Source organism: Streptomyces sp. NPDC053542 (genome assembly GCF_044544685.1).
In the GTDB taxonomy this organism is placed as follows: Bacteria; Actinomycetota; Actinomycetes; order Streptomycetales; family Streptomycetaceae; genus Streptomyces.
Genome location: NZ_JBITXL010000005.1, coordinates 522165 through 535705, shown reverse-complemented (window position 1 = coordinate 535705; position 13541 = coordinate 522165). Strand labels below are relative to the sequence as shown.

At 72.1% G+C, this 13541-nt stretch carries 9 protein-coding genes and 1 tRNA gene; 2 read left to right on the top strand and 8 right to left on the bottom strand.

All coding sequences use genetic code 11. From position 1 onward, the window contains the following. Positions 1 to 296 precede the first annotated feature (296 nt). Both ACIGXO_RS17335 and ACIGXO_RS17330 read right to left on the bottom strand, forming a co-directional pair. Entirely contained in the window at positions 297 to 707 is a 411-nt protein-coding gene (locus ACIGXO_RS17335) for a rodlin (protein WP_399786819.1), read from the bottom strand. Positions 708 to 910: 203 nt separating this feature from the next. Next, positions 911 to 1159: a chaplin gene (locus ACIGXO_RS17330; protein WP_399786816.1), complete on the bottom strand. Its 249-nt coding sequence runs from the start codon at positions 1157 to 1159 to the stop codon at positions 911 to 913. A 368-nt stretch (positions 1160 to 1527) separates the two neighbouring features. Here ACIGXO_RS17330 and ACIGXO_RS17325 point away from each other — a divergent pair, with 368 nt between their 5' ends. After that, positions 1528 to 1767, top strand: coding sequence for a chaplin (locus ACIGXO_RS17325; RefSeq protein WP_399786814.1), 240 nt, complete (start codon positions 1528 to 1530; stop codon positions 1765 to 1767). A 71-nt stretch (positions 1768 to 1838) separates the two neighbouring features. On the opposite strand, the gene ACIGXO_RS17320 is transcribed toward ACIGXO_RS17325, so the two are convergent. From ACIGXO_RS17320 to topA, 6 genes are all read right to left on the bottom strand, one after another. After that, positions 1839 to 2066: a hypothetical protein gene (locus tag ACIGXO_RS17320; RefSeq protein WP_399786811.1), complete on the bottom strand. Its 228-nt coding sequence runs from the start codon at positions 2064 to 2066 to the stop codon at positions 1839 to 1841. A gap of 673 nt (positions 2067 to 2739) precedes the next feature. Further along, positions 2740 to 2813 (bottom strand) — tRNA-Thr (locus tag ACIGXO_RS17315). An 81-nt stretch (positions 2814 to 2894) separates the two neighbouring features. Continuing rightward, positions 2895 to 4487, bottom strand: a complete 1593-nt coding sequence (locus ACIGXO_RS17310) for an alpha/beta hydrolase (protein ID WP_399786808.1) — start codon at positions 4485 to 4487, stop codon at positions 2895 to 2897. 217 nt (positions 4488 to 4704) lie between these two features. Next, positions 4705 to 5937 (bottom strand): DNA polymerase III subunit delta', encoded by a 1233-nt coding sequence (locus tag ACIGXO_RS17305; protein WP_399786805.1) that lies wholly within the window; start codon positions 5935 to 5937, stop codon positions 4705 to 4707. A gap of 218 nt (positions 5938 to 6155) precedes the next feature. Continuing rightward, positions 6156 to 9527 (bottom strand): dTMP kinase, encoded by a 3372-nt coding sequence (gene tmk / locus ACIGXO_RS17300; RefSeq protein ID WP_399786802.1) that lies wholly within the window; start codon positions 9525 to 9527, stop codon positions 6156 to 6158. A gap of 192 nt (positions 9528 to 9719) precedes the next feature. Continuing rightward, positions 9720 to 12536 (bottom strand): type I DNA topoisomerase, encoded by a 2817-nt coding sequence (gene topA, locus ACIGXO_RS17295; RefSeq protein ID WP_399786799.1) that lies wholly within the window; start codon positions 12534 to 12536, stop codon positions 9720 to 9722. A gap of 492 nt (positions 12537 to 13028) precedes the next feature. Here topA and ACIGXO_RS17290 point away from each other — a divergent pair, with 492 nt between their 5' ends. Then, a complete protein-coding gene (locus ACIGXO_RS17290) occupies positions 13029 to 13523 on the top strand; it encodes a DUF2752 domain-containing protein (RefSeq protein WP_399786796.1) in 495 nt (164 codons plus the stop codon). The last annotated feature ends 18 nt before the right edge of the window (positions 13524 to 13541 follow it).

The following is a 13541-nucleotide window of genomic DNA, read 5'->3' as shown; positions in this document are numbered from 1 at the left end:
CCGCACGAGCGCTATCCCGATCGCCCGTAACAACGCTGCCGTGTCTGGTAACGAGCACCCGGGGGAATCGAAACCCCACTGCTGGAACTTTCCTCAGAACACCCTCTAATGACCCAACGACTCGGCCTGAAGTAATGTTTGTAGGAATTTCCGCTCGTCGCCTCGCCGGTACTCAATTCGGCGAATACAACCGGGGTTTCCTCTTCGGGCACGCGGCAGTTTTTCCGGGAACGCGAAGAGGCCCGGGCCGCCCAGGAGGAGAGGGGGGCGGTCCGGGCCTTCGCAGCCGGTGAGGATCAGCCGTTGCCGGTGCCGTTGGCCGACAGGATCGGAACTCCGTCGATGATGTGCGACAGGGGCTCGTCGCCCTTGTTCTGGCTGGAGTTGTCGGTGCACTGCTGGTTCTGCGGGTTCGCCAGCACGTTGATGTCCTGGATCGTGATCGGGATGAGACCGATGAGCGAACCGATGTTGGCCTTGAGCGGCAGACCGATGCAGGGCTTGTTCAGCGTGCCCTGGACCAGGCCGAGCTGGGTGCTCATGTGGCCGGCCGTCGTCTGGTTACCGAAAGACGACGAAGCACCGTTGCCGCTCAGGTTGGTGGCACCGCCGTCGTCACCGAGCGCCAGCGCCTGGGGGGCCGCTGCCGCCGACATGCCCACAATGGACGCCGCCACGGCACCCGTGGCAAGAACCTTCTTGAACACGATTCACCCTTCTCAATACGGAATGCCCGTAGTCGGAGCGAACTGGTCAACGTGTTCCGGGGAGTTTGGTTGCGTGCTGTCACTCGAATGAACGCGCAACGGCGCGGCGGCCTGACGCCCCGAAAGGCATCACGCCACCGCGCCGTACGGACGATCCGCGGCCGTGCGGGCGGCCGGTCACCGGCCGGCTCCGCGCACTCGCGTCAGTGGTTGACGCAGTCGTTGCCGAAGACCGGGTTGAGCGCGCCGATCACGGTCACGGTGTTGCCGCAGGCGTTCACGGGAACGTGCACCGGAGCCTGGACGAGATTCCCGGACCCGACACCCGGGGAGTTCTCGGCGGCGCCGAACGCGCCCGCGCCGCCGGAGGTGGCGGACGCCATACCGGAAGCACCGAGAACCGCGGCCCCGGCCACGGCGGTGAGCAGGGCGGTCTTGGCAACGCGCGACATAGCAGTACCTCTTCACTGAACAGCGGACAGTAACGTCGGCTTCGATTTCCGTCGCCCAGTTGGGCTAACAGACCGATCAACGCATCAACAGCCCGACGGGTGCGGTCCCGGCCGGGTGAACCACTGGTCAGATGTACGGATTTCAGTGTACGGAGCGCAACACGCCGAAAGCGGCTCGTGCGGCCGCTACGCAGTCCGGCGTTCAATACCCACCAGAATCCAGAATGCAGCCGGTCGCTCCTGCACATTCAGCGCATTGAGCCGATCGAAGGTTTATCGGCGGCTGCCCGTAGCCGATGAACCGGATCTGCGTTCAGCACGGTGCGGCCCGTCCGGAGCCGCGGTAACCATCCCTGGAGGGACTCCCCATGAAGACTGCCCACAAGGCCGCTATGGTTCTGGCCGCTGCCGGCCTCGCCGCGGGTGCCGCTTCCGGTTCCGCGATGGCCGACAGTGGTGCCAGCGGCGCCGCGAACAATTCGCCCGGCGTGATCTCCGGCAACGCCATCCAGGTGCCGGTCCACATTCCCGTGAATGTCTGCGGCAACTCCATCAACATCATCGGGCTGCTGAACCCCGCCTTCGGCAACACCTGCGTCAACGACTGACGTTCACGCGGCAGCAGTTCAGCGAGGAAGGGCCCCGCAGCAGCGGGGCCCTTCCTCCTTTCACTGGCCCCTCAGAGAATCCCGAGGCCGAGGTCGATGTTGATCAGGTTGTGGTCGTGGTGGTGCCAGCCCCAGCCCCAGCAGTCGTATCCCCAACCCCACCCACAGGGGCCGGCTGCCGACGCGGACGTCGGTGCGGCGGTCGTCGGCGTCTGTGCCGAGGCCACCCCGGACAGCGGGACGACCGCTGCTGCGGTGAGTGCGGCGGTGGCGGCGAAGCGTCCGATGAACTTGCGCATGGTTCTCTCCTTTTGCGCATGAAGTGGGACATAAAAATGATTACAGCCCCACCCCATTGGGCGCTCGCTCAGACTTGCGAATAACTCCACTGGCGCAATCCGCTGAACCCGCTGTCGCAGGAATTCCCGGACGCCCTTACGCTGCCCCACAACGCCCCTGAGTTTGACCATTCAACCGAATGGCGTAGCGCACCGAATGGCCGGCCCCGGCAAAAGGAAAAAGGCGGCGAGGGGTCGCCGCCGGGTGCGTGAGTCGGCTCCGGCGGCGACCTGCGCGAGAAGGCGTGGCTCCCCGTCCCCGTCTCCTGGCGCTTGTTTCGCCCGTCACCGGCCGCCGGAAGCGCGGGATGTTCCCGGCGGGACAAGCCCGGGAGGGCGGGGCCGGAAGAACCGCATGTCGCCGCAGACTCGGCGGATCTCCGGCCGTCTGTGGGCCCGGACGACGATCTCGGGGGCTCGGAGATCCCTGCACCCGCATGAACGGGTGGTCCTGCACCCCCCGACCCTACGACCCCCACCCCGCCCGCACACCGCCATTTCCCGACACATCCCCCGCCCCCGCCCGGGCCCCCGGCCCCCGGCCCCCGGCCACGACCCGGCCTCCAGCGACGCCGCACGTCCGACAACGGAAGAAGCCCCAGGTCACGATGTGACCTGGGGCTTCCCCTCGCCGAGCCGCCTAAGGGAATCGAACCCTTGACCTACGCATTACGAGTGCGTCGCTCTGGCCGACTGAGCTAAGGCGGCGTGGTGCGCGGCCCAGTCTACACATGGCGGAGGGGTGGTTCGTAATCGGATTCGGAGGGGGTCCGGGGGCCGGTGGTGCGGTCAGGAGCAGCGCTTGTTCTTGGCGGGGGGCGTGCCCTCCAGGAGGTAGGTGTTCACGGCGGTGTCGACGCAGTCGCTGCCGCGGCCGTACGCGGTGTGGCCGTCGCCCTCGTACGTGAGGAGGCGGCCGGAGGAGAGCTGGGAGGCGAGGCCGCGGGCCCACGGGTAGGGGGTGGCCGGGTCACGGGTGGTGCCGACGACCAGGATCGGGGCCGCGCCCTTCGCCTCGATGCGATGCGCCTCGCCGGTGGCCTTGGCGGGCCAGTACGCGCAGTTCAGCGGCGCCCACGCGAAGTTCTCGCCGAAGACCGGGGACGCCTTGCGGAAGGCGGGGAGCGCGGCCTCGACCTGCGCGGGCGAGGAGAAGGCGGGCGGCAGGTCGAGGCAGTTCACCGCGGGGTTGGCGAACATCTGGTTGGCGTAGCTGCCGTCCGGCTCGCGCTCGTAGTAGGAGTCGGAGAGGGCGAGCAGGCCGCTGCCGTCGCCCTTCTGGGCCTTGCCGAGGTACTCGCGGAGCAGCGGCCAGGCCGACTGGTCGTACATGGCGGCGATCACACCGCTGGTCGCGAGGGACTCGGTGAGCTTGCGGGACTCGCCGGTGGCGACCGGGCGCGCGTCCAGGCGGCGGAAGAAGGCGGAGAGCCGCTTGCCGGCGTCGGCGGTGCTCTTGGTCCCCAGGGGGCAGTCACGCTTCTTGATGCAGTCGGCGGCGAAGGAGTTGAAGGCGGTGTTGAAGCCGGCGGTCTGGTCCTCGTTGAGCTGCCGGGAGGTCAGGGAGGGGTCCATCGCGCCGTCCAGCACGAGCCGGCCGACCCGGGAGGGGTACAGGCCGGCGTACGTCGCGCCGAGGAAGGTGCCGTACGAGGCGCCCACGTAGGTCAGCTTCCGGTCGCCCAGGACGGCGCGGAAGATGTCCATGTCACGGGCCGCCTCGACCGTCGAGACGTGGCCGAGCACCTTGCCGGAGCGGGCCTTGCAGCCGTCGGCGAAGTTCTTGTAGGCGGTGGTGAGCTTCGTCTGCTCCGCCCTGTCGTCGGGGGTCTGGTCGACCTGCGTGTACCCGTCCATCTGCTTGTTCGTGAGGCAGCGGACGGGCTCGCTGCGGGCCACGCCGCGCGGGTCCATCGCGACCATGTCGTACCGGGCCTTCACGGCGGCCGGCTCCGGCGCGTACTGCTGGAGGTAGTTGATCGCCGAGGCGCCGGGGCCGCCCGGGTCGACCATCAGCGAGCCGATCCGCTTGCCGGGCCCGGTGGCCTTCTTACGGGAGACCGCGAGCTTCAGGTCGGTGGCGCGGCTGGGCTTCGCGTAGTCGAGCGGGGCCCGGAGCGTCGCGCACTGGAAGCCCTTGGGGCCGCAGGAGTGCCAGCTGAGCTTCTGGTCGTAGTACGGGCGCAGGGCCGCCGGTACGCCTGCGGGCAGCGGGTCCAGGGCCTTGGTCGCCTTGTCGCTCTCCGGGCGCGCGTCGGGGCCGTGCTGGGCCGGTGAGGCGACGGCGTCGCCGTCCGGGCCGGCGGGTTTACTGCAGGAGACGAGCAGCGCGGCGGCCGCGAGCACGGCGCCGGAGGTGCGGAGCAGACGGCTGGTGTCCATGGGAACGTCCCTCGTTCGGCGGCGGTGGCGGTGGCGGCACTCGGCTCGGTGACGATTGGTGACCAGTGGTGACAGTTCGCGACAGCTCTGGGGAGCGTATCGGTCCTGATGGGGTCATGCCTGGCCTTTTGCCCTCGTAAGAGTGAGTTCGGCCGTCCGCCCACCGTCATGGACGCCCGCGCGCCACTGCGGCCGCTGCTCGCCGCCGCCCGCGCGCTCAGCCCGCGCGGAGGGCCACCGTCATGGCCTCGACCGCCAGCAGCGGGGCGACGTTCCGATCCAGGGCTTGGCGGCAGGCGATGACCGCCTCTATCCGGCGCAGCGTGCGCTCGGGGGTGGAGCCGGCGGCGATGCGCTCGACGCTGTCCCGCACGTCCTCGTTGGCCAGCTCGGCGGCCGTGCCGAGCTGGAGCGCCAGGACGTCGCGGTAGAAGCCCGTCAGGTCGGTGAGGGCGAGGTCCAGGCTGTCCCGCTGGGTACGTGTGGAGCGGCGCTTCTGCCGGTCCTGCAGCTCCTTCATCACGCCCGCCGTGCCGCGCGGCAGCCGCCCGCCCGTGCCCGCCGCGGCGCCCAGCGCGGCCCGCAGCTCCTCGGTCTCCTTGGTGTCGACCTCCTCGGCGACCTGCTTGGCGTCCTCGCCCGCCGCGTCGATCAGCTCCTGCGCGGCCTTGAGGCAGCCGCCGATGTCGTCGACGCGGAGCGGGAGCCTGAGCACGGCGGCGCGGCGGGCCCGGGCCCGCTCGTCCGTCGCGAGCCGACGGGCCCGGCCGATGTGCCCCTGGGTGGCGCGCGCCGCGGCCGTGGCGGCGGCCGGCTCGATGCCGTCCCGGCGCATCAGCATGTCGGCGACCGCGGACGTGGCGGGCGTGGACAGCGTCAGCAGGCGGCAGCGGGAGCGGATGGTGGGGAGCACGTCCTCGATGGAGGGGGCGCACAGCAGCCAGACCGTGCGCGGCGCGGGCTCCTCGACGGCCTTCAGGAGGACGTTGCCCGCGCCCTCGGTGAGCCGGTCGGCGTCCTCCAGGACGATCACCTGCCAGCGGCCGCCGGCCGGTGACATCGAGGCCCGGCGGACCAGGTCACGGGTCTCCTTCACGCCGATGGACAGCAGGTCCGTACGGACCACCTCGACGTCGGCGTGCGTGCCGACCAGCGCGGTGTGGCAGCCGTCGCAGAAGCCGCAGCCGGGGGCGCCGCCCAGCGCGCGGTCGGGGCTCACGCACTGCAGGGCGGCGGCGAAGGCGCGCGCGGCCGTGGACCGGCCGGAACCGGGCGGCCCCGTGAACAGCCAGGCGTGCGTCATCCGGGACGCGCTCATGGACTCCGGCGCGGACTCGGGCACGGCGGCACCCGGCTGCTCGGCCGTGACCAGGGCGTCCGCGTCCCGTGCAGCGGCGGCGAGCTGCTCCTTCACCCGCTCCTGGCCCACCAGGTCGTCCCACACCGCCATTGCCGCTCCGCCGTCCTGTCCGTGTCCTGCCGCGCGCCGGGCTGCCCCGCCGCCTGTCGTGTCCCGTGTCCGAGCCCCGCCGTCGTATCCCATTGTGGTGGACGGCACTGACAATCCCGTCCACGTGGGGCGGAAAGCGCGCTACCGGGGGCGTCCGGGCCCGGAAACACCACCGGCCCCGGTACGGAATCCACGTACTGGGGCCGGAGAGGCGGGGATCAGCGGCGGCCCCAGCGGCCGCGGCGCTCCTCCTCTTCCTCCGTGTCGCGCGGGCCGAGCAGCTCGTCCGCGAGGGTCGGGAGGTCGTCGAGCGGGGTCTCCTCGGCCCACTCCGGGCGCCGCCGGCCGGCCGGCCGCGGCTGCTGCTCGTACTGGGAGTGCGGCTGCTGCGGCGCGTACGACTCGTACGGCGACTGCCCGGTGCGGCCCGGGGACGGCAGGCCCGTCGCCGGGTCGATCTGCGGCAGCTCGGCCGTGCGCTCGGTGCTCGACTCGGCGGCGGGGCGGCGCCTGCCGCCCTGCTCCGGGCGGAACATCCACGACGGCACCCGGTCCTCCGGACCCTCGGGGCGCACCGGCGGCAGTACGGCGGTCTCGTCGGCCGCGCCGCTGTGCGCCGCGTCCTCGGGGCGTGCCGCGTCCTCGGGGCGTACGGAGGGCAGTACCGCCGTCTCGTCCGTGGCACCGGAGCCCGTGGCGGGCCCCCGCCGCGCATCCCCGGACCGGCCGTCCGTCCGGTCGCCGCCGTCGCCGTCCGCGGCCGGCTGCGGCTGCGGCAGTACGGCGGTCTCCTCGGGGTCGGAGCCGGAGTCCGCGCGGGAGCCCGGACGGCTGCCGGACGCGCCACCGGAGTCCGGCCGCGTCTCCTTGCGCATCTCCACCCGCGGCGTCCCCTCGGGCACGGTCTCCGCGGCGTCCCGCGGGACCTGCTCCTGCGGCTCCTTGCGCATGCTGATGACCGGCGTCTCGGTGGTCGGCGCATCGGAGTCGTGCAGCCCCTCGGACGCCGAGGCCGCGGCGAGCCGGGCCTGCTCGGCGCGGAGCAGGGCCTCCTCGGCCTTGCGCTGCTTCTCCAGGCGGCGCTCCTCGGCCTCCTGGCGCAGCCGCTTCTCCTCCTCGTGCTGGCGGCGCAGCCGCTCGCGCTCGGCCTGCCGGGCCGCCTCCTCGGCCTCCCGGCGCTTGCGCTCCTCCTCGGCCTGGCGGCGGGCCTCCTCGGCACGCTGCCGGGCCTCCTCCGCCTGCCGGGCCTCCTCGCGCGCCTTGGCCGCCTCCAGCTCGCGGCGCTTGCGCTCCTCCTCCTCGGCGCGCAGCCGGGCCAGCTGCTCCTGGCGCTCGCGCTCCTGCCGCTCCTCCTCGGCCTTGCGCGCCGCCTCTTCCTCGGCCTTCTTGCGGGCCGCCTCCTCGGCGGCCTTGCGGGCCTCGGCCTGGGCCTTGACCTCGGCCTCGGAGAGCGGCAGCACCTGGTCCAGGCGGTGCCGTACGACCGTGGTGACGGCCTCCGGCTCCAGCCCCGCGTCGACGACCAGGTAGCGGGCCGGGTCGGCCGCGGCCAGCGTCAGGAAGCCGTTGCGCACCCGCTCGTGGAACTCGGCGGGCTCGGACTCCAGCCGGTCCGGCGCCTCGGTGAAGCGCTCGCGCGCCGTCTCGGGGGCGACGTCCAGCAGGACCGTGAGGTGCGGTACGAGGCCGTCGGTGGCCCAGCGGGAGATGCGGGCGATCTCGGTGGGGGCGAGGTTGCGGCCCGCGCCCTGGTACGCCACCGAGGAGTCGATGTACCGGTCGGTGATGACGACGGCGCCGCGCTCCAGGGCGGGCCGGATCACGCTGTCCACGTGCTCGGCGCGGTCCGCGGCGAACATCAGGGCCTCGGCGCGGTCCGACAGGCCCGACGTCGAGACGTCCAGGATGATCGAGCGCAGCCGCTTGCCGATGGCGGTGGCGCCCGGCTCGCGGGTCACCACGACCTCGTGGCCCTTGGCCCGCATCCAGTCCGCGAGCGCCTCGACCTGGGTGGACTTGCCGGCCCCGTCGCCGCCCTCCAGGGCGATGAAGAAGCCGGTCGCGGCCGGCGCCTCGGCCGGCTCGCCGCCGCGCAGCGCCTCGCGCAGGTCACGGCGGAGCGAGACGCCCTGCCGGTCGTCGGTCTTGCCCAGTACCCACGCGGCGACCGGCAGCAGCAGCGCGCCGACGAGCATCAGTGTGAAGGCCGCGCCGCCGTGCGCGAAGACGAACGAGCCGCTTCCGAGGTGGTGCGGGCCGATCGCGGCGGCCAGCAGCGGGGCGACGATCGCGGCGGGCGCGATCGCGAGCCGCACGACGGCGTGCAGGTGCTCGGTCGTACGGGAGCTGCGGAACTCCTCGGTCTCCTGGTCCAGGAGGGCGTGTCCGGTGTGGGCCGCGATGCCGGCGCTCACCCCGGTGAGCAGCGCGAGCAGCAGGACGGTGGTCGGGTCGGGCACCAGGCCCATGGCGAGCAGCGCGAGGCCGGTGACGGCCACGGAGAGGGCGAGCAGCCGGCGCCGGGAGAAGCCGGGCAGCACCTTGCGGGCGCTGCGGATGCCGAGGACCGGGCCGCCGGTCAGGGCCAGTACGAAGAGGGCGAAGCCGACCGGGCCTCCGCCGAGGTCGCGGCCGTGCAGCACGGACAGGGAGACGGCCGCGGCGATCGCCCCGGCGACCGCGGCGCAGGCCAGCACGAGCAGCGGGATCGCGCCCGTACGGCCCTTGTCGACGCCGGTGCCGGTCTTCGGGCGGCGCAGGCCCTCGAGGGGCGAGCGCGGGCGCGGGGTCCGCGTGCCGGGGAATTCGAGGAAGTACACGATCGAGACGGACGCGGCGAACAGGCCGGCCGCGACGTACGAGCCGAGCGCGGCCTGGTGGGTGTGGAACCACTCGATGCCGGCGCCCAGCGCGTTCCCGAGCAGCGTGACGACCAGGAGTCCGGCGGCGGCGATGGGGAGCGCCACGAAGCCCGTACGCAGCGAGAGGCGGCGCAGCGCCTCGTTGTTGTCCGGCAGCGGTCTCACGGCGTCGCCCTCGGCGGGCGGCGCGGGCAGCAGCGCGGGGGCCGCGCTCTCCCGGCACACCGTCCAGAAGCGCTCGGCGACACCGGCCACGAAGGCCGTGATCAGTACGTAGGCCAGCGCGTCGCCCCGTACCCAGTCGATCCACAGGGGCGCGACGATGAGCAGCAGGGCACGCAGGCCGTCCGCGGTGATCATCGTCCAGCGGCGGTCCAGCGGCCCCTCGGGGGCGGTCAGCGCGGAGAGCGGGCCGAGCAGCACGGCACCGAAGAGCAGCGTCGACAGCAGCCGGGCACCGAAGACGGCGGCGACCGCGAAGGCCGCGCTCCGGTATCCGCCGCCGAAGGCCGCGACGCCTCCGTTGGGGGTGAAGACCGCCGCTTGGAGCGCGAGCAGGACCAGTACCAGGACACCGAGGGCATCACCGATGCCACCGACGAACTGGGCGCTCCACAGCCGTTTGAGGGGAGGGAAGCGCAGCAGTGCTCGCACGGCGCGCTCGCGGGAATCCGCGGCGAGTGCGCCTGAGGTGGGGGTCACGTCCGTTGGCTGCTCGGTACGCGTCATTCCGCCAGCCTAGCGGGACCCGGTGACACACCGGGTCCCTCCCCGAACAGAAGATCGGCCTCCGGGCGGGGGGCGTACGGCGCGTGGCCGTCTGTCGCGACATCGTGGCTGGTCGCGCCCACGCGGCGGAGCCGCACATCGACGCTTCCCGCGCCCCTGGAGGCCGCGCCCTTGCGGGCGCGAGCCCCCCAGTCAGTCGTCGGACGCCGCCGACTTCGCCGCCGTCTTCTTCGCGGCAGCGGTCGTCTTCTTCGCCGTCGTCTTCTTGGCGGCCGTCTTCTTTGCCGCCGTCTTCTTTGCCGGGGCCTTCTTCGCCGTCGTCTTCTTGGCGGCGGTCTTCTTCTTGGCCGGGCCCTTGGCGCGCTTCTCCGCCAGCAGCTCGTAACCGCGCTCCGGCGTGATCGTTTCGACGTCGTCGTCGCGGCGCAGGGTCGCGTTCGTCTCGCCGTCCGTCACATACGGGCCGAAGCGGCCGTCCTTGACCACGACCGGCTTCTCGCTGACCGGGTCCGTGCCCAGCTCCTTCAGCGGCGGCTTGGCGGCCGCCCGGCCGCGCTGCTTGGGCTTGGAGTAGATCTCCAGCGCCTCTTCGAGCGTGATGGTGAAGAGCTGCTCCTCGCTCTCCAGGGAGCGCGAGTCCGTGCCCTTCTTCAGGTACGGGCCGTAGCGGCCGTTCTGCGCGGTGATGTCCACGCCCTCGGCGTCCTGGCCGACCACCCGCGGCAGCGACATCAGCTTGAGCGCGTCCTGCAGCGTGACGGTGTCCAGGGACATCGACTTGAAGAGCGAGGCCGTGCGCGGCTTGACCGCGTTCTTGCCGGTCTTCGGGGTGCCCTCGGGCAGGATCTCGGTGACGTACGGGCCGTACCGGCCGTCCTTGGCCACGATCTGGTGGCCGGTCTCCGGGTCCGTGCCCAGCTCGAAGTCGCCGCTGGGCTTGGCCAGCAGCTCCTCGGCGTACTGCACGGTCAGCTCGTCGGGCGCCAGGTCGTCCGGCACGTCGGCGCGCTGGTGGTTCTCGGAGTCCTTCTCGCCGCGCTCCACGTACGGGCCGTAGCGGCCCACGCGCAGCATGATGCCGTCGCCGACCGGGAAGGAGGAGATCTCCCGGGCGTCGATCGCGCCCAGGTCCGTGACCAGCTCCTTCAGGCCGCCGAGGTGGTCGCCGTCGCCGTTGCCCGCCTCGGAGGCGGCGCCCGTGGCGTCGCCCTCACCGAAGTAGAAGCGGCGCAGCCACGGCACGGACTGGGCCTCGCCGCGTGCGATGCGGTCGAGGTCGTCCTCCATCTTGGCGGTGAAGTCGTAGTCGACGAGCCGCCCGAAGTGCTTCTCCAGGAGGTTGACCACGGCGAAGGACAGGAAGGACGGCACCAGGGCCGTGCCCTTCTTGAAGACGTAGCCGCGGTCCAGGATCGTGCCGATGATCGACGCGTACGTCGACGGACGGCCGATCTCCCGCTCCTCCAGCTCCTTGACCAGCGTCGCTTCGGTGTAGCGGGCCGGCGGCTTGGTGGCGTGGCCGTCGGCGGTGATCTCCCGGGCGGTCAGCCCGTCGCCCTCGGCGACCTGCGGCAGCCGGCGCTCGCGGTCGTCCAGCTCCGCGTTCGGGTCGTCGGCGCCCTCGACGTACGCCTTCAGGAAGCCGTGGAAGGTGATGGTCTTGCCGGACGCGCTGAACTCGGCGTCGCGGCCGTCGCTCGCCGTGCCGCCGAGCTTGACGGTGACGCTGTTCCCGGTGGCGTCCTTCATCTGCGACGCGACGGTCCGCTTCCAGATCAGCTCGTACAGCCGGAACTGGTCGCCGGTCAGGCCGGTCTCGGCAGGGGTGCGGAAGCGGTCGCCGGAGGGGCGGATCGCCTCGTGCGCCTCCTGCGCGTTCTTGACCTTGCCGGCGTAGCTGCGCGGCTTCTCCGGGAGGTAGTCGGCGCCGTAGAGCTGCGTGACCTGTGCCCGGGCCGCCGCGATGGCGGTGTCGGAGAGCGTCGTGGAGTCCGTACGCATGTAGGTGATGAAGCCGTTCTCGTACAGCTTCTGGGCCACCTGCATGGTCGCCTTGGCGCCGAAGCCCAGCTTGCGGCTGGCCTCCTGCTGCATCGTCGTCGTACGGAAGGGCGCGTACGGGGAGCGGCGGTACGGCTTGGACTCGACCGAGCGGACGGAGAACCGGGTGTCCTCCAGCGCCGCGGCCAGCGCCCGTGCGTTCGCCTCGTCCAGGTGCAGGACCTGGTCGGACTTGAGCCGGCCGTCGGAGCCGAAGTCGCGGCCCTGGGCCACGCGGCGGCCGTCGACGGTGCTCAGGCGGGCCCCGAAGGTGCCCGGGTCGGTCGCGTCGCCCTCGCGGCCGGTGGCGAACGTGCCGGTCAGGTCCCAGTACTCGGCGGAGCGGAAGGCGATGCGCTCGCGCTCCCGCTCGACGACGAGACGGGTGGCCACCGACTGGACGCGGCCGGCCGACAGCCGCGGCATGACCTTCTTCCAGAGGACCGGCGAGACCTCGTAGCCGTAGAGGCGGTCGAGGATGCGGCGGGTCTCCTGGGCGTCGACCAGCTTCTTGTTCAGCTCCCGCGGGTTCGCCACGGCGTCCCGGATGGCGTCCTTGGTGATCTCGTGGAAGACCATGCGGTGGACGGGGACCTTGGGCTTGAGGATCTCCTGGAGGTGCCAGGCGATGGCCTCGCCCTCCCGGTCCTCATCGGTGGCGAGGAAGAGTTCGTCGGACTCGGCCAGCAGCTCCTTGAGCTTCTTGACCTGGTCCTTCTTGTCGCTGTTCACGACATAGATCGGCTGGAAATCGGCGTCGACGTTCACGCCGAGGCGGGCCCAGGGCTCGCCCTTGTACTTCGCCGGTACTTCGGCGGCGCCGTTCGGAAGGTCACGGATGTGCCCGACGCTCGCTTCGACGACGTAGCCAGGACCGAGGTAGCCCTTGATCGTCTTCGCCTTGGCAGGCGACTCGACGATGACGAGTCGGCGGCCGCCGCCTTGTGCGGTGTCGCTGGTCGGGGACAACTTCGCTCTTCTCTCCGGTCGGCGCTGGGGGGTACCTCGGAAGGGGATTCCCGAGGGCGACTCTGCGGTGACGCTGCGGAGTGTGACGGTACATCCCGCCCCCGTGTCAAACGGAAAAAGCCCACAACGCCACTCGAACGGTAACCCGAGTCCAGCCCTTCATGCCGCCCGGACCACGCGCCGGAGGCCCCGCCACTCGGCGTGATCATGCCCCGCGGGAGGGTGCGGGAAGGGGCCGCGAAAGGGCGGCCGACGGCGCTGCGCGCCACGGAAGGGGATACTCCGGATCCGGCTCCGGCAGACGGTCCGGACCTGCAACGGAAGACGTACGGAAGAAATTCCGTTTCGGTGTCCCGTCCGCATTTCTCCCGGGCTTTTCCGGGGGCATGCCCGGGTGCCGGGCGGCGCCGTGTAGGGGCCCGGGAGCGGGGCGCGGACGGCTGGCAGGATGGGTGGCGGGTCACACACAGACGTCTTCGGGGGGCACCGGCCATGACGAGCGAGCGCGACGTCCCCGCCGGTGCGGTAACAGCACCGGCGGCACCGCCCGTCCCGGGCGCGTCGGAGGCCGCCTCACCGGGCGCGTCGCAGGACGGGCGGCGGGTGCGGCGGGCGACGCTGCTGGGCGCCGCGGCGGTGACCGGTCTCACGGCGGCGGCCTGCGCCTATCTGTGGCGGACCGACCCGCACCAGCCGGGTCAGCTGCTGCCGCGCTGCCCCTTCAACGCCATGACCGGTCTGCTCTGTCCGGTGTGCGGCGGTACCCGCATGGTCTACGACCTGCTGCACGGCGATCTGCCCGCGGCCTTCCACGACAACGTGGCGCTGCTTCTCCTCGGAGTGCCGCTCGCCGCGTACGTGGGCGGGCGGCTGCTCTACGAAGGGCTGCGGGGCCGCCGCTACCGCCCCCGGCCGACGCCGCGCGCCCTGGCCGCGGTCCTGACGACCGCGGTCGTCTGGGGCGTCGTACGGAACGTGGCGGGCTGAGAGGCGCGCGGGCGCGGC

Bases quoted from the DNA above. Each gene is read 5' to 3' on its own strand.
- ACIGXO_RS17330 (WP_399786816.1), bottom strand. From the start codon at position 1,159: ATGTCGCGCGTTGCCAAGACCGCCCTGCTCACCGCCGTGGCCGGGGCC.
- ACIGXO_RS17325 (WP_399786814.1), top strand. From the start codon at position 1,528: ATGAAGACTGCCCACAAGGCCGCTATGGTTCTGGCCGCTGCCGGCCTC.
- ACIGXO_RS17320 (WP_399786811.1), bottom strand. From the start codon at position 2,066: ATGCGCAAGTTCATCGGACGCTTCGCCGCCACCGCCGCACTCACCGCA.
- ACIGXO_RS17310 (WP_399786808.1), bottom strand. From the start codon at position 4,487: ATGGACACCAGCCGTCTGCTCCGCACCTCCGGCGCCGTGCTCGCGGCC.
- ACIGXO_RS17305 (WP_399786805.1), bottom strand. From the start codon at position 5,937: ATGGCGGTGTGGGACGACCTGGTGGGCCAGGAGCGGGTGAAGGAGCAG.
- tmk (WP_399786802.1), bottom strand. From the start codon at position 9,527: ATGACGCGTACCGAGCAGCCAACGGACGTGACCCCCACCTCAGGCGCA.
- ACIGXO_RS17290 (WP_399786796.1), top strand. From the start codon at position 13,029: ATGACGAGCGAGCGCGACGTCCCCGCCGGTGCGGTAACAGCACCGGCG.